Here is a 25,757-nt window from a genome sequence, read left to right on the forward strand (position 1 = left end):
GGTATGCTACAGAATACAGGCATCCGATTATAGAAGAATCCGCCATGATAAAAGCATAACAGGGCACCGGGACAAATTCGGAATGCCAGCGTTTAAGAACGAACCAGCTTGCGAGCACGAAACGTGGCCCGACTGACGGATTCGTCGATGCCGATATCCATCTCATCAAATAGCCTGGACATGACCATCATGCCACGCATTAAAGTGCGACTGCTGTCGTATTTGCCGAGCTCTATGTCGTGATCTGGCTCGGCAGGCTTCACGTCATTGATGACTTCAAGACGGAATTCTCCGGGAACGAAATCGAATCGAACAACGATATCGCCAGAGGAAGAGTATTTCACCGCATTCTCGATGGCTTCCACAGAGGCGATGACGATATCGACCTCCTGCTCGGGGTGGATGCCCTTCTGTCGCAAGAAGACAAGCAGCAAGGAACGGAAAAATTGAATCGGCGAATCGGAAAGATGACGGGGGCAGTGAAAGGAATAGGAGTCGGGCAGCCTGGCCATGTGCGTGCTGACGTAATCGTCAGGGTAATCGGCATGTCGCTCGAAGCGACCCGATACAAGCAACGCATCGAGAGCGGCTCTGACCTGGTCTTCACCGATATCGATTCCTTCTCGAAAGCGAAGCCATTTACTGAAATCAGAGGCCGTTCCGTACAGACCGGAATCACCCAGCTTCTGCAACGCTTCCTGTAAGACACCGCCGGGCATATTTTATCATAGTTTACGTCGGGAAGATTTGAACGCAAGTAAAAGATTTCCTGAGAATATTAATGCCCCTCCAAGGAGGGCCATAATTGACGTGGGCTCATCCAGAAAGAGCAGACCCGACACGAGTGCAATAGGGATCCGCAATCCGGAAAGCACGCTGCCCGTCGTAGCATCGAGATTTCGGTAGGATTCCGTTAAAGTCCACTGTCCGAGAAGCCCGCAGGCGGCCGAAAGCAGAAGAAAGGGCAGCTCAGCGCCGAACATCTGCGGAATCTGATGCATAATGATCGGAAAACTGAGCACCGTTCCCGTTCCAAACATCCACAGAAGAATCAACGAAGAACCCGCCACACGAGCCGCTCCGCGCAGAGCAAGGACGGCAACAGCGGCCGTGATGCCCGAGAAAACTCCGAACAGATCGCCGATAATATGATCTGATTGCGGGGCGATGAGCGCATCGGAGAAATGCATGAAAAGCCCGATCATTCCCAGACCGAGCATAATCAGCGTCATGCGATCGGGCTTCTCTGCAAGCAGCGGCCCGGAAAGCATCGCCACAAAAACGGGATAGGTCATATTCAAAACGTTGGCTCGTCCGGCATTTCCATACTGAACAGAAAGATAAAACGCGAAAAGAGCAAGAGCGTTGAACACTGCTCTGATGAAAAGCACGGGCGGAACGCGAAACTTCATCTTCTGAGGATTGAGAGTAAAAAAAACCAGATAGAATAAAAAACCTATAAGATTACGCAAGAAGGCATAACTGAGGGCACCGACCGATTGATCTCCCGCGACATCAATGCCCCGATAGACCGCCACCGTCGCTCCATAGAAGAAAAAAGCGCTGGCAATATTAAGCAGAATACATCGCGATCGTGAAATCTGCGCGGTGGAAATCGGTTGACTCATGAAGCGGTAAAACCCTCTGTACTCCCTATGGGCCTCGTTAAGGTTACGATCTTCCAGAAACTACTTTCGGATGGGCTTAACCTCGCCACCTTCAAGAAGCTGGCCGCGGTGAAATCCGATTTTCTTCTGTTACCCGAGTATTTTTTTGCAGACGGTTCGGTCAAAGATCCTCGTGACTTAAAAGAGAAGACGAAGTTCGCCCTTGACTGGCTTGTGAAACTGAACAGCTCTTATCGCGGCGTTATTATCGGCGGATCCGTCGTTCTCGAAGAAAACGGCCATCTTTACAACGCCACACCCGTTATATCGGGCGGTCAGATCGTAGACTGGTATCGCAAACGCCACCTCACCGAGAACGAAAAGAAGTTCCTCACTCCGGGTAATGATGCGGGCATCTTCATGCTTGGCGGCCATCGCTTCGGAGTCTTGATCTGCAACGACGTGCGCCATCGTCCTTACTTCGATGAGCTGGCCGAACAGGACGTACGACTGATATTCTCGGTATTCAATTCGCCGTTTCGTGAAGAAAGCGTCGACGAGAAATTCCAGCGCGACGAAGAGCTTTTCTGTCTACCCGCCAGAGAAAACCGCCAGTGCATCGCCAAATGCTGTTCGACCGGCGAGATCATGGGTCATCGCGTCCAGGGCAGATCACTTGTCGTCACCCCGCAGGGCATCAGCTGGCGCGTTCCTCCCGCCGAGGAGAGTCAGCAGATTCTTAAAACGGTTATCGTTCAGACGCCTTGATCATGCGAGGCCTGTTAAACCGTTTCATAGATGGTTCGATGCAGATCGAAGAACAGACGCGAAAGATGAAACGGCAGCATGCCTCCCTGCGCCATGCGCATTCCCGATAGAAACTGATGAACTGCTTGAGTGATGTCGCCTGCAACCGGCATCCTTCGCGTTCGCTGTAACAGCAGCAACGCAAAGGCTTGCAAGAAATCTTCGTACGTGTATTCCAGTTCTTTCATCTCGGCGTTGCGCTTTGCTTCCTCACGCACATAGGCCTCAAGCTCCAGCAAACCGAGCTGATGTGAGAGGGCGTCGTCCACCGCCGCTTTCAGGGAGCGATACGCCTCGCTCTGAATCATATCAAGAAGTTCGAACGAGCCTCCAAGCATTTCAAGATCGTGTACGTCGCGGATGCCCGTCTGCGCTTCAAGGGCACGTAGCGGTACGTGATGAAACGGAACATGCACTCCCCGACTGAGAATCGTTTCTTTCAGCGACTCTACCGAATCAGCGATAAAGATAAAGCGAGTATGATCGGGCGGTTCTTCAAGCGTTTTCAGTAATGCCGTCTCGGCTTCATGATTGATAAGATCGGCGGCAGGAAAGAGCACAAACCGTCGCTTCGCATGGTACGGCGCAAATGGCAGACGCGTACTGAGAAGCCATCGCACCGTAAAGGGTTCGGGCTTTTTCGCATCGCCGATGGGAGTCTTTTCGGCAGGGAACTGGATAAAGTCCGGATGCGCTTCGCCGCCGATCTGCTGGAACAATCGGCAGTCCGAGCAGCTTCCACAGGCCGTGCCTGCTTCGCAGAGCTGTTCCTGGATAAACTGAAGAGCGGCGTCGAGCTTACCGGTACCGTGCGGACCCGTAAAGATCAAAAGCGGTGGAACCGGATGCTGTCGGTAGTAGTCGAGGATGCGACTGGCGACTCGCTGGTATTTCAGGCCGGAGCTATGCATCAGGACGACTTTTGGATTCCCCCGGATGAACTCAACCGCTTCGCCGAGCGGCAATGAAAATAAGAAACCCGGCCTTTACAGGGCCGGGCTCGCATGCTTCACTCTACCTTTTTTTTAGCCAGATCGACTGAGGCGACTGGCGGTTGACGGTTAAAAATGTTTCCCCTCAGCATATCTATAGCAAACCCTGTGCCAGGCATGCCCGAATCCCCGCATTTTTGAATATTTTTGTTTTTTTACAAGATTTTAACAATGATTCTCATTGAAAAGAGGCATGCGAACCCTGTTTTTTTGAACTCCACGGGGAAAAACGCGGCATAACAAGCTGCCATCGGAACTCTCAGGGGGCACTCATCCCATTCGAAGCACACTCTCTGAGCGCTTTTTCGCCACTATGCCGAAAGCACATTGTCATACGCACTGATATTGTGCAGGCGCATGGCGCAGAACAATCAACAGACGTTCATTAACTTTCGCGAAAACAAAACAGAGCCAAATAGAGATTGACAGCTTTTTTCTTTAAATCCCTATACTGCCATGAAAATAAAGATCCTGCTCCTTGGTTGGCTTGTGTTCATGCCACTTGCTTGCGCTTCTAAGGCTGATGAGCCACAGGAAGACTATAATTTTTTGAATCTTCTTGGAGTCGATGCCGTCGACAGCTTCTTCTGGAACGGCAAGGCCGTTCAAAGCCAGTGTGCGAACCTGACCGACGTCGGCGTTTGTGCACTTCTGCCGACTGCCGACGCAGCGTATGTCGATGACAACCTTAGCATCCTGTTCTCCAATCCTGTCTTACTCGAAGGACAGTTAACGGTAGTTGTCGCGCATCCCGATAACCTTACTCCCACACCGTTTGTGTTTACGATTCAGGGTAACATAACGCCGGGTTACGAAACAGGAGGCGGCATCAGTCGCATTATGAATCTAACGGCAACGCCGACTCTCGTTACTTCGAACGGCGTTCAGGCCAGCCTTGACGGATTCCGGGCAGACGTTCTTGAAGATGGGCTGCGCGGAACCATCACACTCTCCTATCCCGGCACGTCGACCACGTCGGTCGTTTATAGCTTCAACATGAAGTCGCTCTGATTCGAGGAATAACATGCTCAAAAAATACATTATAGCGCTGTGCCTCGGCACGCTTTTCGTACACACAGGACTACATGCGCAGGATAAAGATCCTGCTCCACCGAAGCCCGATCCTGAAGGCTTGAAATTTACGGGGCTGCCGCTTATCAGCTTCAGTAGCGACGACGGTGTCGGCTATGGCGTGCGCGTCTACGGCACATATTATGAGAAAAACTATGAGCCCTTTAAGTTTCAGACCTACGGACAGTACTATCGTACGACAAAGGGTTATGAATATCATGAAGCCTCACTTGATGCCCTGAAATTCCTTGGCTCACCTTATCGCGTTCGCATCAACGCCGGTCTCGAACGCTATCTGAACGCACAATACTATGGATTCTCGAATTTTCAGGACATCCAGCGGCAGAACCGCATCAAAAACGGAGAGATGCCGATCAACGAAAACGTCACCGGCGTTCCCGATCTCTATCATGTATCAGATGACATCACGCTGAACACGAATTTCATCAACAACCCGGGCGCTCCGCTGTCTGAACAGCTCAATCCGTCGAAAAAGCAGCTGAAAGACAGTCAGGATAAGTTCTTCAACTATGACAGTATCAAGCCTTTCCTTACGGCTACGACCGAAGACTGGTTCGGCAAAACCAATTTCAAATGGCTTGTAGGATTTCGTGCGCAGCGCTATCGCATCCAGTCTTATGCCGGCGATAAAGAGTCGGGTAACGCCTGGGTGAATAACAAAACGCTGATCGACCTCGAAAAACCGACGGGCTATGACGCAACGGAAGGTCGTCGCTTCGTGAACAGCATTCGTCTTGCGCTGGCTTATGATTCACGCCCTCGATTGAGAGAGCTGAATCCGAACGGCGGTACCTTTACCGACCTGCACTATGAAGGCGTCGGCAAAGGCACGGGCAGCCACTACACCTTTCACAAGTACACGCTTTCATGGCGCCAGTACTACGATATTGCACCGTCGTTCTTCAACAAGTTCGATAAAGAGCTGGTTTTTGCCTACCGACTGCTTGGACAGTACACGATCGGCGATGCTCCGTTTTTTGAGATGGGTCGTATCTATACGATGCGAGAAAGCGCTCTCGGTCTCGGCGGCAACGGCGGTATTCGCGGATATCCGGCGAACCAGTTCGTCGACCGCATGATGACCGTGTTCAACACCGAGCTGCGTCTTACGTCGTTCAAAGTCAGCGCTCTGGGCGGCATCGACTTCGTCATCCTCGGTTATTATGACGTCGGTCGCGTCGCTCACTCATGGGAGGACTGGCAGGCGAAAGATATGCACCGAGCCGGCGGTGGCGGTCTCAGGCTTGTCTGGCAGAAGAACACGATCATCAACATCAGTTCTGGACGTTCGAAGTACGAATCGAATACGAACTTCTCGTTCAACCACATGTTCTGATATCCATGCAGGCCCTCCGGAAACGGAGGGCCTTTTGCTGACAGCAATTCCCCTCCCAGTAATCCTTTCACGGCGTGCGCGCCAGATCCCTCGCTCTGCTTGACTGGAAAAGCGAACATGCTAAGAGGGGGGGCGTCTGAAATATATGATACGGAATCCCTTTACTTTTCTCGCCGCTCTTTTCGTTCTTCTCTCTTGTTCAGAACCTGTAAGAGAATCGGCCCCGCCTGCTTCGAATCAGTCGCCCTCTCTTGAAAGGGCGATCGAGGTCGTCCAGAAGGAATCGGGCGTTTATCTTTACCGGTACGCCGAGACGATCGAGCCCATTGATCCGCGCAAAGACTATACCGAGAAATACCGGATCTTCAGACAGTCGACCATTGAAGACCTGCGCAATCTCGTCGCAAGCAACAGAGAGTATGAGCCTGAATTCAAGGCTCGCTGCCTGCCCGTATGGGATGCCGGATTGGAGTTTCGAGACGAAGGGCAGAGCGTGATGTTTCTTTTTTCGTTTCGCTGCAACACGATTCGATACGTGGAAGGAAACCTGTTTAAAGACTTCACACCGCAACGAACGGCATTCTATAAAATTTTTCAGTATGAGATAAACGATGAAAGCGCCGTACTTATCGAAAAGCGTTAGTTATGTACGAGGCTCGGTCAGACGCCGTATGCCCGAGCTCTTCTCGCATACGGCGTCTGGACTCACTCTAATTTTCGCCGCCCTGTTTCTTATGCCCGGCTTCCTGTTTGCGGCGCCGATCGGCATCATGCCCTTTCAGAGCGGATCGCAGACGGATCAGTCCGTCCCTTCGGCTCTGATAACGGCGCTCAAGCAGGCGGGCCGATTTGAGATCGTCGAACAGAGCAAGCTCGACGCCGTGCTTGACGAATTGAAGCGCGGCCAGAGCGGCCTTGTCGACTCTGAGACCGCAGCTCAGATCGGCCAGCTTGTCGGCGCTCAGTATCTGATCGTCGGCGAAACAAACCGAACAGAGGCGGGCCTTGAGGCGGCATACAGGGTCGTGCATGTCGAGACGAGCCTGATCGTCGCCGCAGACAGGGCTTCGGGCAAGAGCGATGACGTCTTACAGAGGTTGCAGGTTTCGCTTCTGCGGCAGCTCGATCTCTATCTTGGCCTTGATAACCCCGACAGTCCTTACACGGTGCTATTGAAACTTCCTGAGGGTCCTCTGAAGGTCGGCGATACGTTAACCATAAAATTCAAGGTCATCTCGCACAGGCCATCGGCGCCAAAGCGCGTCTATATTCAGCTTTATTCGATCAACGCGAAAGGCGTGATGACGCTTATTTATCCGAATCGGTTCTCGGGCTTTTCGCCCATCGAGGTCGATCGCGAATATGAGTTTCCCTCTGAAAAAGACGACTTTGAATGGGAGCTTGTACCACCGACGGGCATGGAGTCGATCCAGGCCGTCGTCACCACCGAACCGAGCGATCTATTTCAAACGTTTACAAAGGCCCGCTCTACGTTTCCCGAAACCGGTCGCAACGGCCATGATCCGGCGACGTACCGCGGCATCCAGGTGCAGCTGAATCGCGATAAAAGAAAGGACTGGAAAGCGCAGCGCGTTACCTATGAATTGCAGCAGTGAGCCTCACTGACGAAAAGGCAAATACGCTGCACGTCGCAGCGTTACAGTTCGAGGTCCGTACGGGCGATATCGAGGCGAATCTGCATGAGATCGCCCGGTTGACGGCTGAGTCTGATCCGGCCCTGCACAACGAAAGGCTCGATCTACTTTTGCTTCCTGAGATGGCGTTAACAGGATTCGACTACGTACGCCTGCCGCAGCTCGCCGACGATGCCGCAGCAGCTACGGACCGCCTGATCGATATCGTGCGCGAGATCGCTTCTTATGTTGCGCTGAGCATTCCGTTTCGTCATGCAGACGGCATCAGCAACCGCCTGATCGTTCTTTCGACTGAGTCAGGAGCGTTGACAGCCTTCTACGACAAGATCCACTGCATCGGCCACGGAGGCTTTCGCGAAACGGACTTCATCAAACCCGGTAGCGAAATCAAAACGGTTCAGCTGAAGGGCTGGCGCATCGGTCTGTCTATCTGCTACGATCTACGATTTGCCGAGCTTTACAGGTTACAACGCCCCGACCTCATTCTACTACCGGCACAGTGGCCGTCGACGAGGCATGAACATCTTCTCTTGCTGGCCCGTGCCCGAGCCATAGAGAATCAGGCCTGCCTTCTTCTGTGCAACATGACGGGAAAAGCGGGCAGACTGGATTTCTCGGGCAACAGTCAGATTATTGATGCAAAAGGATCGATTCTTGCCGATGCAGGAAGCACACCCGCCCTTATTCGGGCTAAACTCGACCGAAAAGCGTTAACCGATTGGAGAAAAGACTTCCCCGTTCTGGAGGACACGAAGCTGCTCGAATAAGAACCAGCCCGGGCTATCTCTTTCTGAAATGCAGCGCCATCATATCGCCCTGCCCGGTCATCTTCACAAGCGGATCGGCCAGGCGCTTTGCTGCCCTGTAAGGCCATGAGGCTCCCGGTCTGGTCGTTAACCCCGAACCATAAGTAATCTGCTTGATTGCGGTGAATCCGTATTCGCCAAAGAGCTGCACAAGCCCTCGCCGCGAGAAAAAGAACAGATGCTCGGGAACGTTCATATAACGCCATGACGGTCCTGTTAACCAGGAGAGAAGTCCGCGGCGGCATGTGGAAAGGATCAGGCTGCCGCCCGGTCGCACGGCGTCGGCCAGCCGCCGCAAGAGCAGCCGCGGATCTGCAAAATGCTCGAGGGAGGCCCAGAGCGTTACGAGATCATAGCTTGCAGCGACCTCTCCGGCCAGAAAATCCGCCTGCACGACATCCAGACCCTGGCTGCGTGCATGAGCGGCCATCGGTGCAGAGATCTCCACTCCGCTTGCAGACCACCCGCGCCTCTGCATGAAGTCGACAAAATAGCCGGCCGCACAGCCCACATCAAGCGATCGTCCCCCTGCCCGTAAGAGAGATGATTCTACCTCGAAAAAACCGAGATCCTTGAGGTTCATGGCAAAGACACGCTCGATCTGCATGCGCACCGCTTCGGACCGATAGTCTGAGTAGCCGCGATCCGTGCGCTGTTCAAAATACGATCCTTGATAGCACTGCGCCAGCTGTTCGGCCGTCGGTCTCGGCAGGGTCTGCATGGTCTGACACGAACGGCAAATTACGATGTTGAAAATCGTTCCGTTTTCGGATTTCTTCTGAAAGCAGTGGCGAAAATCCTGACCGTAGCAGACGCCACACTGCTCAGATGTGGCGTTGCGAATGGACGCCTCCGGAGAAGCCTCGATGGCTATGGATCGCAAAGACTTTTTCAAAACAGGCCTCTCTGAAACGGCGAAGTCGCTTTATAACACAAAGATCGGCGGAATCGTCGATCGGCAGCTGCAATCTTTCGCCAACCTGCTGGCTCCTTTTGCCGAGCCGGCTGACGCCCCTGCTGAAAAATCTTCTTCGGAATCTGGCAAAGCGATCGAGGGTGCCAGTACGTCCGCTGGGGCATCGGGGACAGCGGATGCACCGGCTCAGGCGCCTGCCATCGCGAACGAGGCCGCTCCGACTGCCCCGGCGCCGCCCAGAAAAAAGCGCGGCTTTGTCCGTCCGCCGGGTTCGGTACGCGATCCGGAGCGATTCAAGCAGATCTGCACCGAATGCGGAGACTGCATCATCGCCTGCCCTTACGGCGCTATCCTTCGAGCGCCAGGCGTCTACGGACCGGTAATGAATCCGAACCTCGTTGCCTGTGCCCTCTGTGAGGATTATCCGTGCATTGAGGCCTGTGATGAAAGGGCGCTGCTGCCCATCCCCGAAGGCTTCCTGCCAAAATTCGGTCATGCGATGCTTGATCCGCAGCTCTGCCGCAACGTGCACACAGAATCAGGCAGGGCGAAGAAGAAGGCTACAAAAAAGACATCCGGCAAATCGGCAGCCCTGTCAAAAACGTCGGCTGCATCAAAGACGAAGACCTCTTCACAGAAGAAGACCTGCACCGCCTGTGTGGACGCCTGCCCGATTCCCGACGCCGTGGCCTTGCTCAAAGGCCCTGTGAAGATCCCCGCCTTTGCTCATCATTGCACGGGCTGCGGCCTCTGCGTGCAGGATTGTCCCGAGTCGGCCATCCGCATCGAATATGCGTGAGGCATCCGGTTGAAGAGCTGCGAGTCAGGGGCAAAGGCAGAATGGAATTGACAGAAAAATCAATTTTGTGTTCTTGCAAGTAAGCGATCCGCGCATACAGGATGCGGAAAGGCTGCCTCTCAATCAAAATTGACAATTCAAGCAGGCCGGCGTTCTCTAAGCATGTTTGCATCGATGCAATAATACCGGGCAACAGATATGACAAAAACAATCACCTCTCTTCAAAAAGAACTGACCATCCACCAGCGTCGCAAGGCCGGACTCTTTCGTTCTATGTTTCTCTGGGTCGGCATGGTTCTTGCCACTCTCTTTTACGGAACGATCGTCGTTCCATCCATTATCAGGAAAAAGCCCGACGGTGTTCACAGATGGGCGATCCAGTGGGGACGCGTTCTGGCACGCTTTTCGGGCACGCGCATCCATGTGCGGCATACGGAACGTATGCATCAGGCCGGGCCCGTCATTCTGCTCAGCAACCATCAGAGCCTGTTCGATATTCCCGTACTTTATGCCTTTCTTGACATCCCCTTTCGCTGGATGGCAAAATCGGTACTTTTTAAGATTCCCGTCATCGGACCGGCCATGGCAGCCGCCGACTACATTCCCGTCGAACGGGGTGATTCAAAGAAGGCGCTGAAAAGTATGTTCGACGCCGCCGAGCAGATTCATAGCGGCAAATCCGTCATTATCTTTCCTGAGGGGACGCGCGGCGGTATCGATGGCAAGATGCTACCTTTTAAGAAAGGGGCGTTTATTCTCGCGAAGAAGGCAGCCGTTACCATTCAGCCCGTCGTGCTCTGGGGAAATCAATACGTGCTGCCCCGCGAAGACCAGTATTTTGTTCAGCGTTTTTATTCCGGCGACGTCTTCGTCGAAATCCTTGATCCTATTCCGCCCGAACGCTACGCCGATCTGAAGGCCGACCAGCTTTCAGATTTGCTGCGTCAGGTCATGGAAGAAGGATTAGAACGTCTGAAGAAATGGGAGTTTGAAGAGCTTTCTGGAAAAGAAGATAAGACGGCTGAAGTGCGCGACTGATATGCCTCAGACGGCGGCGTTGAAGCCGCCTCTCAGCTGAGCCTCAAACTGCTCTCGATTCAGAGGACTTGAGAATAGATAGCCCTGAAGGTAACGTACGCCCATATTGCGTAGCAGGTTAACCGTTTCAAGATCCTCAACGCCCTCGGCGACGATCTCAAGATGCAGGGCCCGTGCCATACTCACGATGGCCTCTGCGATCCGCTGACCTTCGTGAGTGTGAATGCGGCGCACGAAAAGCTTATCGATCTTCAATTCGTCGACGGGGATCTCGTAGAGCTGGCCGAGCGTCGAATAACCCGTTCCGAAATCGTCGATGGCGATCTTGAAACCAAGCTTCTTGAGTTCGTGCAAACGCTCCGAGGCGTTCTTGATGTCGAGCATGGCAAGCGTCTCTGTAATCTCAAGGCAGATCTGCTTCGGATCGGCGCCCGTCTTTTCAAGCAAGGCGTGAAACGAATCGATCAGACGGTCGGAATACAGAACCCTTCGCGAAAGGTTAACGCTGAGGCGCAGATCGAATCCGACAGAGGCAAGATGCTTCTGGAATTCCACCGCTCCCGTCACGATGACTTCAGAAAGCTCTTCGATAATTCCAAGATCCTCGGCGACGGGAATAAAAACGTCGGGACCGACTTTAGGAAGCCCTTCGACGTCGGGGATTCTTGCCAGAGCCTCCATGCCGACGACGCGATTCGTCTGAGTATCAAAGATCGGTTGCAGATACGGCTCGATAAGACCGTTGTTGATCGCATGTGACAATCGGTTACGGATGCTCATACGATCGGCCGTGCCCGAGTTACGGGCCACGTCCTGAGCGAGCAGGAATTGAAAACGACCGTTACGTTTGCCGAACTGCAAGGCTCGATCAGCCTGGCCGAAAAGCCCGTCGATCGTCTGAGCATCATCGGGATAAAGCGATACGCCGACGGTGCACGTCACATGCAGGCTCTGCTCTTCGATGGTTAACGGCTCGCGCACCCCCTCGCGGATGTCGTTCAGAAGACGACGTATCGAGGTCAGATCGTCGATGTTTTCAAGGATGAAGACGAATTGATCGCCTCCCCAGCGATACAGCGTTCGCTCGATCTCGCGAAAGCTGCGCAGTTTCTCGGCAAAAAGAGCGATCGCCAGATCGCCAAGACGATGCCCGAGAAGATCGTTCACGTCATAGAAACGGTCAAGATCCATAAAACCGACGGCCAGACGTTTCCCGGTTCGGTCGGCCCTGAGAATCGCGCGAAAAAGATCTTCTTCAAGACGGTTGCGATTCGGCAGCGAAGTCAGCATGTCGGTGTTCGACATGAAATAGGTCTGCTTTTCAACGATGTATTCGAAGGTTACGTCTTTAATCAGGCCGCGGATGCGCGAATGGCTGTTACGATCGCGCACGATCACAAACTCCGCTTCGTACCAGTCCATGCCCGTCTGATTGGAAACGTTCGGAAATCGTATCGTTTTCGTTTTTCTCGTTTCCAGAAGCTCTTCAAGAGTGATCTGCACGTACCACTGGAAATCTTCTGAGGCGACTTCGGGAAAGAAGATGCCATGCAGATTGCGGCCTACGGTGGCGCCGAATTTCGGTATGGGATTGTTGATGAAGCGAACGCGCAGATCTTCATCGAGTTCGACGACGACGACCTGCAACATCGAAAGCGTCTGTAAATATTTTCGGTGTTCTTCAATCGCCTGATAAGAGGCGGTCAGATCCCGTATAATACCGACGACGAGCAGGTGCTCGTTTTTATTTAGAAGCGTGAAGGCGATCTCGATCGGCGTATAATGCCCGCGATCGTTGGCGATCGTGATCCGGAACTTAAGAGGATGACGTTCCAGACTTCTTTTGCGTTTCAGGTATTCAAATATTTTGCGGAACCTGGAGCGATCGGACTCAAGAATCAGGTCGAAATGCGTTCCCTGAAGAATGACGTCTCTACTGTGACCTACAAGCCGCGTGAATGACTGATTGCAATCGAGGATACGCCCCGTTTTCCAGTCTGAAAGAAAAATGGCATCGCTTGCGTTATCAAAAATGGAACGGTACTTTTCTTCGGATTGCTTTAAAGCGATTTCCGTGAGCATCTTCTCTGTGTTATCGCGAATGTTGAGTTGAATACGCCCGTCTGAAAGGATAACGCCGCTCAGATCGCAGTACACCCTTGTCATGTCTTTGCGCGTGAGAACGACGTTGGAATGATTGAGCACTCCGTAGCTTTTCTGAAAGAAGCTGCGAAAGAACGGACGGTGTTCGGCGCCAATCAAGTCGAAAAAATCGCGCAGTTCGCTTTTTGAATACTGTGTGAGGTCGACGGCTCTGTTATTGGCAAGCAGGATGTGACCGCGAGAATCGAGTACGAACATCGGATCAGCCGACTGTTCGATAATCAGTCGGCTGTCCCGCTCCTGATGTTCGGCCCTTATACGGGATTGCTGCGCCGTGTACTCAGAAACGAGGCGCACGCCGCAGATGTTCAAAACGAAGGTTATGCCTGCCGTATCATAGATTGGTTTACGCGACACGACGTAAAGACCGAGGTCCTTTTCGCCCGCCTTCAGGTGCACGCCGATGAATGCCTGAAACTGATTGAGCTGAATAAAATGGTTCTCGGGCTCCTGTATATGCAGATCCTTCTCGACGATGAGAATACCCTGACTGCGAAGCCGCTCTGCCATCGAGTTCTTCAGCTCGTAGTAATTGATCTGTAGATCTTCGCCGTCAAGCGTGCCGGCCAGCATGAGAACGATGTCTTCGCCCTTCGCGTCTTTGCCGTATTCGATGAAGGCGGCGCCGTCGAGATCATAGTTCTGCGTGAGCGCAGCCATCATCTTTCCGTAAAGCTCGCGACCGCTCAGAGGAAATGTATCGAGAACGAGTTGAAAGAGACTCTTTTCGCGCACCGACAGTCTGGAAAGATCCTGAAAGGCGATGATCATATAGTTCGTATCGCCAAGCTGCACGGCCCTGGATAACGTGCTCAGATCGAGGATGACATCGTCCGTTCGCACCTTCAGATTGAAGCGATAATAATCGCCGCTACGGAATCGATCCAGATGTTCTTCGATAAAGCGTCGCTCTTTACTCTGTACAAAGTCAAGAGCGCTGCGACCTATCAGAGAAGGAAGATCCACGCCGGGAATGGCTCTCGTCGACGCCGGGTTAAAATAGACGATCTGCCATCCCCTGCAGAGTATCAGAGGGACGGGTAGCTGTTCCAGAAAAAACTGCAGATCTTTTTCGGAATCCCGAAAGTCTGTCAGAAACTGAACAAAACCATCGAGCACGGTCAGAACTGAGGCTTCTTCTTTTCGACAAAGGCAGACAGACCGAGCGATGGCTCTTTGCCAGAAAAGAGTTCAGAAAAGACGATGATTTCACGCTCAAGAGCCGCCGTAAGCGGTTGCTCCATTCCGCTGTGAACCAGCCATCGTGCCTGCTTCTGGGCCTCCGGGCCTTTCTCAAGCATCTTCTGCATCAGCGACTCCGCCAGAGGAAGAAGCTCGGCCTGTTCCACGACGCGATTCACAAGGCGCATTTCAAGGGCGCGAGTGGCATCGATCTGTTCGCCGGTCAGTATCATTTCAAGGGCGTTACCCATGCCGGCAATGCGCGGCAGACGCTGCGTACCGCCAAACCCGGGAAGAATACCCAATCCGGTTTCGGGAAGAGCAAGCTTCGCATTCTTCGACGCAATGCGGATATCGCAGGCAAGGGCAAGCTCCATGCCTCCGCCGAGGGCAAAGCCGTTGATGGCGGCGATGGAAAGCAGATCGGAATTGGCGATCATGTTCATCGTCTTATGACCGCGGCGAGCAAACTCCTCGGCGTCATCCGAAGAAAAATCCTTCATTTTGACGATGTCGGCTCCGGCACAGAAAGCCTTTTCGCCCGCGCCGGTCAGAATCACCCCGCGGATGGCTCGGTCGGAGGAAAGGTCATTGATCGCCGCACGCAGATCGCGCAGCACATCGTCGTTCAGGGCGTTGAGAGCGTCGGGTCGATTGATCTTAACCAGCGCGTAGGCCCCTTTTTTTTCCAGTTCGATGAATGACATGCTAATCCTCTCTCTGTTTTCTTTCTGATGGCGCACCTGCATAGAACAGGAACCCCGTCTGATGCGTCGCGCAGCCTAATTGCAGACCTTCACGCAGCAAACGGCTACAGCCTGCTTAGCATTTTCCGTCTGAACTAAGATGCAACCCTTTTTATCCTGCTCGGATTCGAGTACTTTCGATTCAGCTTCTCGGGGCATTACCGATAGTGAAAGAAGCGGCCGGATTGACAGCGATGGACATAAGATAACGCTGACGGCGCGGGAGGGTCCGATGAGCCTGGTAGGAGAAATGATCGACCGGTTACGTGCAAGGCTGTTCATCCTCAGGGAGGACTTCGGCCTGCGCTCTATGAAGACGGGCACCGAGGTGGAGGATATGTCCTTTGCCGAGATATCTCTGCTGCGTGAGATATCGGGCGGAATCGTACCGTTATATGTTAAGATCGGCGGCCCCGAGGCGCGCAACGACATCCGCAACCTGATTCGTATCGGAGTGGATGGCATCATCGCACCTATGGTCGAATCGCCCTACTCCCTCAAGAACTTCATGGCGACGTTTGAAGAGATCTGCACGGAACGATCGGCGGCAGGAATCGAGGCGGGTATTAACCTTGAAACGATCACCGGCTACCGTCAGATGCATGAGATCCTCGCCGAGCCGCTCGCCGCCGGATTGCATCAGGTAACGGCAGCTCGGACCGACCTTTCGGGTTCGATGGGCTTGCACCCCGACGACGACCGCGTTCTCGCCATCTGCGAAGATATCGTGCAGACGTGCCGGGCGCAGGGCCTCGTCACAAGCGTCGGTGGAGCCATTCATCCGGGAATCATCGAAACGCTTATCGAACGCATCGCCTCGGACCGCGTCAACACGCGGCACATGGTGCTTTCTTGCCGCGACATGGCAAGAGATCCGAAGCGATCGCTGATGGAGAATCTGCGTTTTGAGATCGATCTCTATCGTGCACTCGGGTCAGATCCGTTTAACGAGAAACGCGATCTGCATCTCAAGAGATACGAGGTTTTAAGCGAACGTCTGCAGAAGCACGCCCATTTTATTGGTTGACCTTCACTTCGCTGAAAAGTGTAACGGGGCGAGATGAACGCTCGCCCGAAAACATCGCGCTGGTTCAACTTTCCTCCGCTACCGGGGCGAAAGCGCGACTACTACCTGCTCTTCTTCGCCGCCCTTGACATCGTTATTCTGCAGCTCACGCAGTCCTTTGACGTGGTGCTCGGTCGCACCGGTCGGTTTGTCGCCATCGGCTTCGACGTCTTTGTGATGACACTGTGGGGCCTTGATCTCATCAGCCGGACATACAATCAGGAAAACAAGCTGGAGTATCTGAAGCGGCACTGGTATGAAGTGGCCGGCATCGTGCCCTTTCAGATTCTGCGCTTCCTGTTGCTTCTTCGCGGCGTCAAGCTTGCCATCGCCTACTACAAGCTCGGGCGCGCCGATGAACAGTTTTCACGATCTTTAACGCGAGAGATTACGTTTCGCTTTCGCGACGTCATCGTTGATACGATCGCCGATGCGGTCTTTCTGCAGTCATTACGCCGTGTCGAAGAGGTGATGGTTCGCCTCAACTATGCGGACCTTGCTCGCAAGGCCTTTCAGAATCACCAGAAAGAACTCAATGAAGCCGTGAAGCGATCGCTGCTCTCAAAAAGCATGATGGGAGAGCTGGCCCGCGTTCCGTTCATGCAGGGCTTCGTCGAACGCACCGGCGACGACGTTTCGATGGTCATCAGTGAAATCCTTGAAACCGAGGTATCGGGCGAGATCATGAAAGAGATCACGCGAGGCATCCTTGCCGAGATGTACGAACGTGTGCAGCGACTCGACGTCGAGCGTATTACGGGCGAGCCTGAGGACGAGAAATGAAGTTAACCGATCTTGAAATCCGCCCTGCCCGACCGGGCGACGCCGGCGTCGCCTCGCGACTGATCTATCAGTCGGGTCCCGACGCCTTTCGCTTCGTTTTCAGCTCTGAAAGTGAGGCGCTACGATTTCTTGAATATGCCTTCGAGCGTAAAGAAGGCGAATTCGGATACGGCTGTCATACCGTCGGCCTGCTTGACGGTGTCGTCGTCGCGATTGGCGCCCTGCTCGACGGACGCGAGACTCTCAAAAATACGATTGCCGCCGTAAAGCAGTTCGTCGGTTGCTTCGGTCCGCTTGGCTGGATTCCCGTCGCCGTTCGCGGCTTGCGTACCGAGGCCGTCATCCAGCCTCCGAAAAAGGGTGAGGTCGCTCTTGTGCATATCACCGTCGAAGAATCGCTTCGCGGAAAAGGCATCGGTAAGGCAATCATCGCAAGGCTTCTGGAAGAGGTGAATCGGATGTCTACGGCCGGCGCTCAGTCGCTGCCCGTTCTCGACGTCGCCGCTCATAATGCAGGCGCCGAGCACGTCTACACTTCGCTGGGGTTTCGCGTGCAAACAGAGCGGATATCGAAGTTGCGCAATGCTGCCGGCCATGTTCCGGCGCATAAGAGAATGATTCGAGCTTGAGTTCATTTCCGCTTGCCAGCGTCTGCACGAACGGGAAACCGTTTTCATGTCGTCCGTTGCGCCGCTTGTCGGCCTCATCATGGGAAGCAAATCCGACTGGGAGACCATGAAAGAGGCCGCCCTTCTACTGAAAGAGCTGAGCATTCCGTATGAGGCGCGCATCGTTTCGGCGCATCGCACGCCCGAATTGATGTTCGAGTATGCGCGCACGGCGGAATCGCGCGGCATCGAGGTCATCATCGCCGGAGCAGGAGGAGCGGCCCATCTGCCCGGTATGACGGCGACACAGACCATGCTTCCCGTCATCGGCGTGCCCGTGCAGTCGAAGGCGTTAAACGGCATGGATTCGCTTTTATCTATCGTTCAGATGCCTGGCGGCGTTCCCGTGGCAACGATGGCCATCGGTACTGCCGGCGCGAAAAACGCCGCTCTGATGGCCGCACGCATGCTGGGCGCAAAGCATCCGCAGATTCGCGAAGCGGCGCGTTCACACTTCGAACGTCAGCGCGAGGCGGTGCTTGGCGATGCGTTACCCGACCAGGACCAGCTTAGATGAATCGTCATATATTGCCCGGCTCGACGATCGGCATCATCGGCGGCGGACAGCTCGGTCAGATGATGGCCCATGCGGCGCAGCAGATGGGGTATTATGTATCGGTGCTTGATCCCGATCCCGATGCTCCGGCCTGTCGCGTCACCGATCGACGCATCATCGGTCGCTATGATGATGCGCGTCACATCGCGCTTCTGCGTCAATCCTGCGACGTCATCACGTATGAGTTTGAGAACGTCGATCCCGAGCCGCTGCATACTCTGAGCGACGAGGGTTATGCGCTTCATCCGCATCCGAGATCTCTTTTTATTGCGCGTAATCGATCGCGAGAAAAACGCTTCGCCGAGTCATGTGGCTTTCACTGTGTTCCTTTCGTCGACGGGTTGACGCTTGATCCGGCAGCGCCGCAACAGATGCAGAAGATCGTCGAAGCGGCCGTTGCATTCGGCGATAGCATCCTGAAAACGGAAGAAGGCGGCTATGACGGCAAGGGCCAGCTGCCTTTGCGCGATCTCTCAGAAGAGCAGATTACACAGAGGTTAGCCGAATTTCATACGTCACTCGGCGCGACGTCGGCCGTCCCTGTTGTCTTAGAGAAGCGGATGCAATTTCGCTTTGAATTCAGCATGATCGCTTCGCGCTTTACCGACGGCAGCTTTCGCATCTTCCCGGCCTTTGAGAACAGCCATCGTAACGGAATCCTGCATCGTACGATCTGCCCGGCCGTTCTGCCCGATGAGGAGCTGCAGCACTGCCACGGTTCGATGCGACGCCTGCTCTCTGAGCTCGATTACTTCGGAGTCCTGACCGTTGAGTTCTTCTTCTCAGAGGACGGACACATCCTGTTTAATGAGATGGCGCCGCGTCCGCATAACTCCGGACATCTTACGATTGAGGGATGCAGCGTCAGTCAGTTCGAGCAGCACATCCGCTCCATCTGCGGCCTGCCGCCCGGCGAGCCGTCACTTTATCGACCGGCGGGCATGTTAAACATCGTCGCTCCGTATAAACCGATCGCAGAGATTGCAGATGCTCTTCTGAAAGAGCGGGATTGCCATCTTCATCTTTACGGCAAAAGGCAAGAGAAGGCAGGACGCAAGATGGGTCATATCACCGTGCTTGCCGATTCGCGAGAAGAGCTGGTGGCCCGACTGGACAGAGTGGAAGAGATCGTGTTTGGCCGGATCGAGCGTCTGTAAGCGATCGCCTGTCGGTTCACGTTCGCTGGCTCGATTGGCGCGAGTGCTCTACTCTCCTGGCATGATCGCAGGATTCCAAACCACTTCCCATAAATGGCCGTCCGGATCCTGAAAGTAGCCGGCATAGCCGCCCCAGAACGTCGGCTGAGCGGGTTTCACGACGACGGCGCCGGCCGACTCTGCCTCAGCCATGACCGCATCGACCTCTTCGCGGGAACGCACATTATGACCGAGTGTGAACTCCGTCGCACTGCGCTCCGCGCTAAGCCCCGTGTCATGCTCGATGCTCTTTCGCGGCCACAGTGCCAGGCGCAATCCGGATTGCAGCTCGAAGAAAACGACGGCACCGAATTCAAACTCAGTGCCGATGATGCCATCCGTCATGAGGCCCATCGCCCGATAAAAGCGCAGCGACCGTTCAAGGTCGTCTACGCTAAGCGTGATCACAGAAACGGATGGCCGCATACGCCTGCCTTACGGGAAGAGCGGACGGAACCAGGGAATGCCGACGGCCAGAACAAGCAGCAGGATCAGCGAGAGGATCATCTGTAGAAAACTGCGACGGGCTCCTTCTTTCTTCGCGGGAATGACTTTAAGAAGATGGGCGAACGCTACGGCCACGATCATAAGGGCAATGTGTTCGACGGCAAAGAAGCGGATGTCGGGCGCCTTCATGGCAGCCTTGAAATCGGCGAAGGCGGCGGCCGTAATGGGGCTCAAGAAGATATAGAGCACAAGGCCGATCAGGAACTGCACGTCATAAACGACGACGTTTGCTCGCACGAGCTTGATATCGCGCTCGCCGGGGCCCGTTTTCTGAAGCCATGTCATGGCCGAACGGATGAGGATGATTGCAGGAAGCAGAAGTGCGATCCAGCGGAGAAGGTTGTGAAGAGCCAGTGTCATTTCGTACATCGCTGACAGGATAGCGAAATCGCGATCACAGGGCGACTCAAAATGCTCAAGAGTGCAGACGGGCCTCTATATATTCCTTGTGCCGGGGACAGAGGAGCTGTAAGAACGGCTTGCGAGCTGAATTCGGCCCGGCCTACTGGTCTTCTACGCGCGGGCCGACCGGAAGTATAGAGGGACTGAGATGCTGGAAAGACTGTATGTGCACAACTACCGATGCTTTGAGAATTTCGAGCTCAACCTGACAGGTCTTTCCTCTGCGCTTCTCATTGGTCGAAACGGCGCAGGAAAGTCTACAGTATTGTCCGTTCTGGAGATATTTCAGAAGATCGGCCGGGGAACTAACCGCGTTGGGGAACTCGTCAAGTCAAAGGACTTTTCTCGCGCTCAGCGCGGTCTGCCCATGCGATTTGAGCTGGAGGCAAAGCTTGCAGGTCAGGTATTTAAATATACGCTGTTACTCGAGCTACCGGAAAATTTTCAAGAACTACGGGTGTCTGAAGAAAGTTTACATATTAATGGGCATCCGATCTATGATCGAAAAAAGGCAACGGTCATACTGTCAAAGCGCCCCGGCGAAATAACAGAGTTTAACATTGACTGGCATCTCATCGCCTTGCCTGTCGTGCAGACGGAGAAAGACGGAAAAGGCCCTTTGAATAATTTCCGAGAGTGGCTCGGGCGGATGCTTATTCTCTCTCCGTTTCCAGCAACCATTAAAGGGGAATCCAGCGAAGAGACTCTGAAGCCGATTAAATGGGGATTGAATCTTGCCGATTGGCTGTCAGGCCTTCTGCTCCATCACCCAAAATCCTACAGTATTATCGAGGACTATTTAAGGCAGGTCATACCGGATTTCAGTGAGTTCAGGAATGAGCCGACAGGCAAGGATTCGCGAAACCTGATTATTGTCTTCTCTTCTGAGAACAAAAAACTCACTCTCGATTTCAAGGATCTTTCTGATGGAGAGAAATGCTTTTTTCTGTCGGCCGTTGTTCTTGCCGCCAATGAGACTTATGGGCCGTTATTCTGCTTCTGGGATGAACCGGATAATTACCTTTCCATGTCTGAAGTCGGTCATTTCATTATAGAGCTCCGCCGCTCCTTTGCCAGGAACGGCGGTCAGATCATTGCCACTTCACATAATCAGGAAACAATCCTGAAATTTTCAGATGAGAATACGCTGGTTCTCGACCGCAAAAGTCATCTGGAACCCACAAGGGTAAAGACGTTGAAAGAAATTGATATAGAAGGAGACCTGCTGACCTCTCTCGTAACGGGCGATCTGCGCCTATGAGCGTAAACGCCTATGAACCTCATCTAATCATCATCCCTGAAGATGATGCGACCAGACAGCTTGCCGTAGGGTTTACACTGATCACTGATTTTCCCCGTAGAATCGACATCAGACAACCGGAGGGTGGGTGGACAAAAGTCGTCCAGCGATGTCTGGAAGACTACTGCCCGTCCATGAACAGTTTTCCGGAAAGAAAGATACTTCTGCTCGTGGACTTTGACGGCAATCCTTCGGCTCGCCGAGATCTCTTAAAGAGTCAGCTTCCTGAGGGCCTCCAGGAACGGGTTTACGTTATCGGCGTTTCGAGTGAGGCAGAAGACCTGAAACGCCGCTGCAACCATAAATCTTTTGAAGTGATCGGCGAGGATCTTGCCAGGGAATGCTCCTCTCAAACACATAACCTCTGGAAAGACGAGCTCCTCTCGAACAATCAGGCGGAAATTGAGCGCTTTGATAGAGATGTACGTCCGTTTCTCTTCAGATAGTCCGAGCTATAGCCCCCACCTTTCTCATCCCGCTCCCGCCTGGGAATATGATTGTGTCTTTGACTTCCGATAAAAAAATCGACCCCGAACAAGCCTTCTTCTTTAAAAGAGGAATCCGTCATTAAACGGGTTCAGAACAAGAGGCGAGAAATCATCCCAGAAACACTGAATTATGGCAAAGAAGAAAGAGACCAAACCCACGAAATCCAAATCAATCCCCGCTCCTGCATCCGGAGGTCTCGTCCGCACAGACATCCAGGCTGCTCTTCAGAAAGGCCTGCGCGTCGTTCCCGTTCAGATCGACGATCAGATGAAAGAGGCCTATCTCGACTATGCGATGAGCGTCATCGTCGGTCGTGCCCTTCCCGACGTGCGGGACGGTCTGAAGCCGGTTCACCGTCGCATCCTCTTTGCCATGCACGAACGTGCCTGGAGGCACGACCGCCCCTTCGTCAAATGCGCGAAGATCGTCGGCGAGGTTATCGGTAACTTCCACCCGCACGGAGACGGCGCCGTTTACGACACGATGGTGCGTATGGCGCAGGACTTCGTGATGAAGATGCCTCTGGTCGAAGGCCAGGGGAACTTCGGTTCGATCGACGGCGACAATGCGGCAGCCTATCGTTATACAGAGGCCCGACTGACGCGCGCCGCCGAAGAGCTTCTGCGCGACATCGACAAAAACACCGTCGACTTCAGCCCGAACTTCGACGACACCAAGCAGGAACCTAAGGTTTTACCGGCAGGCCTGCCGAACCTGCTCATCAACGGAGCCAGCGGCATCGCCGTCGGTATGGCGACGAACATCCCGCCGCATAACCCCGACGAGGTGATCTCTGCCGTCACCGCTCTTATCAAGAATCCCGACCTGTCGCTCAAGGATCTGATGAAGCTGATCCCCGCGCCGGACTTCCCGACGGGCGGTATCATCATCGGCGGCGAAGGCCTGAAGCAGGCCTATACGACGGGTCGCGGCTCGATTCGCATTCGCGCCAAACTCACCGTCGAGCAGCTGCGTAAGGGACGCGACACGATCGTCGTCACCGAGATCCCCTATCAGGTAAACAAGAAGAATCTGCTCGAACGCATCGGCGATCTCGTGCAGGATAAGGTTATCGAAGGCATCTCTGATATTCGTGACCTGTCGGATCGTCACGGCATTCGCGTCGAGATCGAGCTGAAAAAAGATACGAACGCTCAGATCGTTTTGAATCAGCTTTACAAGCAAACGCAGCTTCAGGTCAGCTACGGCATTATACTTCTCGCTCTCGTCGACGGACAGCCCCGCGTCCTCAACCTGAAAGAGATCCTCGTTGAGTTTATCGCGCACCGCAAAGAGGTCGTCGTCCGTCGCACGAAGTACGAGCTCGATCAGGCCGAGAAGCGGGCCCATATTCTCGAAGGTCTGAAGATCGCCCTCGACTTCATCGACGAGGTCATCAAGATCATCCGCTCTTCGAAGACGGTGGACGAGGCCCGTCAGAGCCTGATGAAGCGGTTCAAGTTAACCGAGATTCAGGCGAACGCCATCCTCGACATGCGTCTGCAGAAGCTGACCTCTCTGGAAAGCCAGAAGATCATCGACGAGCTGGCAGAACTGAACAAGAAGATCAAGGACTTCAAAGACATCCTCGCAAAAGAGCTGCGTCAGTATCAGATCATCACCGACGAGCTGCAGGCCGTCGGCAAGGCCTACGAGAAGAAGCGTTTTACCGAGATCGACCATTCTTCGGTCGATACGACGTCGTTCGAGATCACCGATCTCATCCACGACGAAGACGTCATCATCACCTTCTCAGAAGACGGCTTCATCAAACGCACGCCCATCGATACATTCAAACGTCAGAAGCGAGGCGGTAAAGGTGTGAAAGGCGCCTCGATGAAGAAAGAAGACGTGATCAAGCTGATCAGTCATGCATCGACGCATGATAACCTTCTGCTCTTCTCAAATAAAGGCAAGATCTTCGCCATGAAGGTGCATGAGATTCCTGAGGCCGGAAAGGATGCGCGCGGCAAGTCGATCAAGGCTGTCCTGAACCTCGCCGCCGATGAAAAGATTACGGCGATGACGTCGGTGCGCGAATTCGACGCCGAACGCGCCATCGTTATGATCAGTCGGGACGGTATTCTCAAGAAGTCGAACCTAGACCTTTTCGCGAACGCTCGCAAGGGCGGCATCATCGCCATCAGCCTGCGCAAGGACGACGAGCTGATCAACGTATGCCTTGTGAATCCGAAAGACGATATTCTCATCGCTACGCGAAACGGACTGGCCCTGCGCACGAATCTCGCGAAGATGAAAAGCCAGGGACGGCAGGCCTCGGGCATTATCGGCATCAGACTGGAGAAGGGCGACAGCGTCATCGGTATGGATGTTGTCGTCGAGAAATCCGACCTGTTCGTCATTACCGAGCTGGGCTATGGCAAACGCATGGCGTTCAAGAACTTCCCCGTAAAAGGTCGCGGCACGAAGGGCATGATGTATGTGAAGCCGGGCGAGAGAATCGGACCGGCCGTCGCCATCCAGACTGTGCAGAAAGACGACGACGTTATCATCATCTGTCAGAGCGGTCAGATCATTCGCGTATCGGTGGACGAGATCTCGACGCAGGGACGAAGCACGCAGGGCGTGCGCATCGTAACGCTGCATGAGAACGATTCGATCCAGGACGTGGCGATTCTGAAAGGCGATATCTAAGCGGGGGGCGCCAGTCGGCCCCGGGAGTTGTCCATCTTTCAATCGAGTGTACAGATCAAGGTGATCCAGTACACATTGCTGCTTGTAAAGAGCAATCGCTCGCAGTCACTTTACCTTCGAGTTTTAAGATATAAAAACAAACGAGGAACTGCTCCTGGCAACGTTTCTGCTTATCTGCTTCGTCATTAGAAGAAAGCACCTCGCAGGAGAGCAGCATAGGGAAGGAAAGAAATGAGATTACCAACGATTTTTTCATAATAGAAGCCACAATGCCCTGTCAATATACAAATACCAATCAGAATCAGTAGGTCATCATCTGCTGCCGGCAAAGGTGGCGGCTCGGGTGTCCAGTTCGGTGGCTGGCCTGCTGGGAATGTCACACCTGTAGCATAATGACAGCGATCCCCGTATTCCGGCATCGGATTGGTACGCCAGCCACGGGCATCCATCTCGGATCTACATAGTACCTACGCAAGACGGCATCCACCGAAAACAATCAGACTCCTTTGTCGGCGATTCCGGATAAACTGCATGCAGGCAAATAAAATACAGTTCTACACATTGGTTCAGTCTCTCGGTTTGCTTTGTGTCTTCGTTAGAAGATTGTAAACACCCCGTCAAAAAAGTAAGAATTATACCGATTCGGAAAACAATTGAAATCATTGAGAACATCCTTAAAGAAAATCAAAAATCGCAATGACCTGTTAATATTCAAATACCAATCAAAATCAATAGATCATCGTCTGCTGCCGGCAGCGGTGGCTCCGGGCCAATTCGCTCGCAACGGGGGGGGTATTACTCACAGTCCAACGTCCTCAATCAGAACTGCTTGCCGCTGTCTCAGCACACATACCGGCCACACTCCAGCACAAATCTCTGTCATCGGAAGCAGGCATGGTATCGCATACCATAGCCAATGCGACACACCTGATTACTTCATCGGATGGCCCTGTGTTGGGCGAAAGCACAGTGCAGCCCGAGGAGAAAGAGACGAGA

General features: G+C 53.6%; 25 protein-coding genes. 16 read left to right on the forward strand and 9 right to left on the reverse strand.

Going from position 1 to position 25,757, the window contains the following annotated elements; translation table 11 throughout:
* Positions 1–92 precede the first annotated feature (92 nt).
* Together LEPIL_RS22435 and LEPIL_RS15925 are read right to left on the reverse strand one after the other, a co-directional pair.
* Positions 93–719 (reverse strand): ATP-binding protein, encoded by a 627-nt coding sequence (locus tag LEPIL_RS22435; protein ID WP_002773970.1) that lies wholly within the window; start codon positions 717–719, stop codon positions 93–95.
* A gap of 6 nt (positions 720–725) precedes the next feature.
* Positions 726–1,628: a DMT family transporter gene (locus LEPIL_RS15925; protein WP_002773971.1), complete on the reverse strand. Its 903-nt coding sequence runs from the start codon at positions 1,626–1,628 to the stop codon at positions 726–728.
* A gap of 27 nt (positions 1,629–1,655) precedes the next feature.
* On the opposite strand from LEPIL_RS15925, the gene LEPIL_RS15930 reads away from it, so the two are divergent.
* Entirely contained in the window at positions 1,656–2,375 is a 720-nt protein-coding gene (locus LEPIL_RS15930) for a carbon-nitrogen hydrolase family protein (protein ID WP_002773972.1), read from the forward strand.
* A gap of 14 nt (positions 2,376–2,389) precedes the next feature.
* Here the strand turns inward: LEPIL_RS15930 and LEPIL_RS15935 are convergent, their stop codons facing one another.
* Entirely contained in the window at positions 2,390–3,325 is a 936-nt protein-coding gene (locus LEPIL_RS15935; protein ID WP_002773973.1) for a DNA polymerase III gamma and tau subunits, read from the reverse strand.
* Positions 3,326–3,862: 537 nt separating this feature from the next.
* On the opposite strand from LEPIL_RS15935, the gene LEPIL_RS15940 reads away from it, so the two are divergent.
* The 5 genes from LEPIL_RS15940 to LEPIL_RS15960 all read left to right on the forward strand — a co-directional run bounded on the left by LEPIL_RS15940 (position 3,863) and on the right by LEPIL_RS15960 (position 8,256).
* Positions 3,863–4,417 (forward strand): hypothetical protein, encoded by a 555-nt coding sequence (locus tag LEPIL_RS15940; RefSeq protein ID WP_002773974.1) that lies wholly within the window; start codon positions 3,863–3,865, stop codon positions 4,415–4,417.
* Between the two features lie 13 nt (positions 4,418–4,430).
* Positions 4,431–5,834, forward strand: a complete 1,404-nt coding sequence (gene omp85, locus LEPIL_RS15945) for an Omp85 family outer membrane protein (protein WP_002773976.1) — start codon at positions 4,431–4,433, stop codon at positions 5,832–5,834.
* A 145-nt stretch (positions 5,835–5,979) separates the two neighbouring features.
* The gene (locus LEPIL_RS15950) at positions 5,980–6,477 is read left to right on the forward strand and encodes a hypothetical protein (RefSeq protein ID WP_002773978.1); all 498 of its coding nucleotides are present in this window, start codon (positions 5,980–5,982) and stop codon (positions 6,475–6,477) included.
* On the forward strand, positions 6,446–7,450 hold the full coding sequence (locus tag LEPIL_RS15955; RefSeq protein WP_002773980.1) for a DUF4384 domain-containing protein: 1,005 nt from the start codon (positions 6,446–6,448) through the stop codon (positions 7,448–7,450). Before LEPIL_RS15950 ends, LEPIL_RS15955 begins: the two co-directional genes overlap by 32 nt.
* Entirely contained in the window at positions 7,447–8,256 is an 810-nt protein-coding gene (locus LEPIL_RS15960; protein ID WP_002773982.1) for a nitrilase-related carbon-nitrogen hydrolase, read from the forward strand. Before LEPIL_RS15955 ends, LEPIL_RS15960 begins: the two co-directional genes overlap by 4 nt.
* 13 nt (positions 8,257–8,269) lie before the next feature.
* Here the strand turns inward: LEPIL_RS15960 and LEPIL_RS15965 are convergent, their stop codons facing one another.
* Entirely contained in the window at positions 8,270–9,190 is a 921-nt protein-coding gene (locus tag LEPIL_RS15965) for a class I SAM-dependent methyltransferase (protein ID WP_143464662.1), read from the reverse strand.
* Here LEPIL_RS15965 and LEPIL_RS23065 point away from each other — a divergent pair.
* Complete coding sequence (locus LEPIL_RS23065; RefSeq protein ID WP_157135098.1) at positions 9,168–10,010, forward strand: 4Fe-4S binding protein; 843 nt, start codon at positions 9,168–9,170, stop codon at positions 10,008–10,010. The genes LEPIL_RS15965 and LEPIL_RS23065 overlap by 23 nt on opposite strands.
* Before the next feature lie 198 nt (positions 10,011–10,208).
* A complete protein-coding gene (locus LEPIL_RS15980; RefSeq protein ID WP_002773986.1) occupies positions 10,209–11,048 on the forward strand; it encodes a lysophospholipid acyltransferase family protein in 840 nt (279 codons plus the stop codon).
* Between the two features lie 6 nt (positions 11,049–11,054).
* Here the strand turns inward: LEPIL_RS15980 and LEPIL_RS15985 are convergent, their stop codons facing one another.
* Both LEPIL_RS15985 and LEPIL_RS15990 read right to left on the reverse strand, forming a co-directional pair.
* Entirely contained in the window at positions 11,055–14,330 is a 3,276-nt protein-coding gene (locus tag LEPIL_RS15985) for a sensor domain-containing protein (protein ID WP_002773987.1), read from the reverse strand.
* A gap of 2 nt (positions 14,331–14,332) precedes the next feature.
* Positions 14,333–15,100, reverse strand: coding sequence for an enoyl-CoA hydratase/isomerase family protein (locus LEPIL_RS15990; protein WP_002773988.1), 768 nt, complete (start codon positions 15,098–15,100; stop codon positions 14,333–14,335).
* A 271-nt stretch (positions 15,101–15,371) separates the two neighbouring features.
* Between LEPIL_RS15990 and LEPIL_RS15995 the strand changes: the two genes are divergently transcribed.
* Genes LEPIL_RS15995 through LEPIL_RS16015 form a run of 5 tightly spaced genes read left to right on the forward strand, consistent with a single transcriptional unit; the run spans position 15,372 to position 19,369 of the window.
* Positions 15,372–16,166, forward strand: coding sequence for an aldolase/citrate lyase family protein (locus LEPIL_RS15995; RefSeq protein WP_002773989.1), 795 nt, complete (start codon positions 15,372–15,374; stop codon positions 16,164–16,166).
* A 33-nt stretch (positions 16,167–16,199) separates the two neighbouring features.
* Positions 16,200–16,988 carry a hypothetical protein gene (locus LEPIL_RS16000; protein WP_002773991.1) on the forward strand — a complete coding sequence of 263 codons (789 nt, stop codon included), beginning with the start codon at positions 16,200–16,202 and terminating at the stop codon, positions 16,986–16,988.
* Entirely contained in the window at positions 16,985–17,617 is a 633-nt protein-coding gene (locus LEPIL_RS16005) for a GNAT family N-acetyltransferase (RefSeq protein ID WP_002773992.1), read from the forward strand. Before LEPIL_RS16000 ends, LEPIL_RS16005 begins: the two co-directional genes overlap by 4 nt.
* Positions 17,618–17,663: 46 nt before the next feature.
* Positions 17,664–18,173 (forward strand): 5-(carboxyamino)imidazole ribonucleotide mutase, encoded by a 510-nt coding sequence (purE, locus tag LEPIL_RS16010; RefSeq protein ID WP_002773994.1) that lies wholly within the window; start codon positions 17,664–17,666, stop codon positions 18,171–18,173.
* Positions 18,170–19,369 carry a 5-(carboxyamino)imidazole ribonucleotide synthase gene (locus LEPIL_RS16015; protein WP_002773996.1) on the forward strand — a complete coding sequence of 400 codons (1,200 nt, stop codon included), beginning with the start codon at positions 18,170–18,172 and terminating at the stop codon, positions 19,367–19,369. The genes purE and LEPIL_RS16015 overlap by 4 nt, the downstream gene beginning before the upstream one ends.
* A gap of 48 nt (positions 19,370–19,417) precedes the next feature.
* On the opposite strand, the gene LEPIL_RS16020 is transcribed toward LEPIL_RS16015, so the two are convergent.
* Positions 19,418–19,834, reverse strand: a complete 417-nt coding sequence (locus LEPIL_RS16020) for a VOC family protein (RefSeq protein WP_002773998.1) — start codon at positions 19,832–19,834, stop codon at positions 19,418–19,420.
* Positions 19,835–19,843: 9 nt separating this feature from the next.
* On the reverse strand, positions 19,844–20,284 hold the full coding sequence (locus LEPIL_RS16025) for a hypothetical protein (protein WP_002774000.1): 441 nt from the start codon (positions 20,282–20,284) through the stop codon (positions 19,844–19,846).
* A 181-nt stretch (positions 20,285–20,465) separates the two neighbouring features.
* On the opposite strand from LEPIL_RS16025, the gene LEPIL_RS16030 reads away from it, so the two are divergent.
* The 3 genes from LEPIL_RS16030 (at position 20,466) to gyrA (ending at position 24,761) form a co-directional block, all read left to right on the forward strand.
* Positions 20,466–21,578, forward strand: coding sequence for an AAA family ATPase (locus LEPIL_RS16030; RefSeq protein WP_002774002.1), 1,113 nt, complete (start codon positions 20,466–20,468; stop codon positions 21,576–21,578).
* On the forward strand, positions 21,575–22,063 hold the full coding sequence (locus LEPIL_RS23545; protein WP_002774004.1) for a hypothetical protein: 489 nt from the start codon (positions 21,575–21,577) through the stop codon (positions 22,061–22,063). The genes LEPIL_RS16030 and LEPIL_RS23545 overlap by 4 nt, the downstream gene beginning before the upstream one ends.
* A 172-nt stretch (positions 22,064–22,235) precedes the next feature.
* Positions 22,236–24,761, forward strand: coding sequence for a DNA gyrase subunit A (gene gyrA, locus LEPIL_RS16040; RefSeq protein WP_002774009.1), 2,526 nt, complete (start codon positions 22,236–22,238; stop codon positions 24,759–24,761).
* Positions 24,762–24,946: 185 nt separating this feature from the next.
* Here the strand turns inward: gyrA and LEPIL_RS23550 are convergent, their stop codons facing one another.
* Entirely contained in the window at positions 24,947–25,210 is a 264-nt protein-coding gene (locus tag LEPIL_RS23550) for a hypothetical protein (RefSeq protein ID WP_143464663.1), read from the reverse strand.
* Positions 25,211–25,757 lie beyond the last annotated feature (547 nt).

This window comes from Leptonema illini DSM 21528, assembly GCF_000243335.1.
GTDB lineage: Bacteria > Spirochaetota > Leptospiria > Leptospirales > Leptonemataceae > Leptonema > Leptonema illini.

Excerpts from the sequence above, each read along its gene's own strand:
- LEPIL_RS23550 (WP_143464663.1), bottom strand. The coding sequence starts at position 25,210 with ATGGATGCCCGTGGCTGGCGTACCAATCCGATGCCGGAATACGGGGAT.
- gyrA (WP_002774009.1), top strand. The coding sequence starts at position 22,236 with ATGGCAAAGAAGAAAGAGACCAAACCCACGAAATCCAAATCAATCCCC.
- purE (WP_002773994.1), top strand. The coding sequence starts at position 17,664 with ATGTCGTCCGTTGCGCCGCTTGTCGGCCTCATCATGGGAAGCAAATCC.
- LEPIL_RS16020 (WP_002773998.1), bottom strand. The coding sequence starts at position 19,834 with ATGCGGCCATCCGTTTCTGTGATCACGCTTAGCGTAGACGACCTTGAA.
- LEPIL_RS22435 (WP_002773970.1), bottom strand. The coding sequence starts at position 719 with ATGCCCGGCGGTGTCTTACAGGAAGCGTTGCAGAAGCTGGGTGATTCC.
- LEPIL_RS15930 (WP_002773972.1), top strand. The coding sequence starts at position 1,656 with ATGGGCCTCGTTAAGGTTACGATCTTCCAGAAACTACTTTCGGATGGG.
- LEPIL_RS15925 (WP_002773971.1), bottom strand. The coding sequence starts at position 1,628 with ATGAGTCAACCGATTTCCACCGCGCAGATTTCACGATCGCGATGTATT.
- LEPIL_RS15995 (WP_002773989.1), top strand. The coding sequence starts at position 15,372 with ATGAGCCTGGTAGGAGAAATGATCGACCGGTTACGTGCAAGGCTGTTC.
- LEPIL_RS16030 (WP_002774002.1), top strand. The coding sequence starts at position 20,466 with ATGCTGGAAAGACTGTATGTGCACAACTACCGATGCTTTGAGAATTTC.
- LEPIL_RS16000 (WP_002773991.1), top strand. The coding sequence starts at position 16,200 with ATGAACGCTCGCCCGAAAACATCGCGCTGGTTCAACTTTCCTCCGCTA.
- LEPIL_RS23065 (WP_157135098.1), top strand. The coding sequence starts at position 9,168 with ATGGATCGCAAAGACTTTTTCAAAACAGGCCTCTCTGAAACGGCGAAG.
- LEPIL_RS16005 (WP_002773992.1), top strand. The coding sequence starts at position 16,985 with ATGAAGTTAACCGATCTTGAAATCCGCCCTGCCCGACCGGGCGACGCC.
- LEPIL_RS15940 (WP_002773974.1), top strand. The coding sequence starts at position 3,863 with ATGAAAATAAAGATCCTGCTCCTTGGTTGGCTTGTGTTCATGCCACTT.
- LEPIL_RS15980 (WP_002773986.1), top strand. The coding sequence starts at position 10,209 with ATGACAAAAACAATCACCTCTCTTCAAAAAGAACTGACCATCCACCAG.
- LEPIL_RS15935 (WP_002773973.1), bottom strand. The coding sequence starts at position 3,325 with ATGCATAGCTCCGGCCTGAAATACCAGCGAGTCGCCAGTCGCATCCTC.
- LEPIL_RS15955 (WP_002773980.1), top strand. The coding sequence starts at position 6,446 with ATGAAAGCGCCGTACTTATCGAAAAGCGTTAGTTATGTACGAGGCTCG.
- LEPIL_RS16025 (WP_002774000.1), bottom strand. The coding sequence starts at position 20,284 with ATGTACGAAATGACACTGGCTCTTCACAACCTTCTCCGCTGGATCGCA.
- LEPIL_RS16015 (WP_002773996.1), top strand. The coding sequence starts at position 18,170 with ATGAATCGTCATATATTGCCCGGCTCGACGATCGGCATCATCGGCGGC.
- omp85 (WP_002773976.1), top strand. The coding sequence starts at position 4,431 with ATGCTCAAAAAATACATTATAGCGCTGTGCCTCGGCACGCTTTTCGTA.
- LEPIL_RS15950 (WP_002773978.1), top strand. The coding sequence starts at position 5,980 with ATGATACGGAATCCCTTTACTTTTCTCGCCGCTCTTTTCGTTCTTCTC.
- LEPIL_RS23545 (WP_002774004.1), top strand. The coding sequence starts at position 21,575 with ATGAGCGTAAACGCCTATGAACCTCATCTAATCATCATCCCTGAAGAT.
- LEPIL_RS15990 (WP_002773988.1), bottom strand. The coding sequence starts at position 15,100 with ATGTCATTCATCGAACTGGAAAAAAAAGGGGCCTACGCGCTGGTTAAG.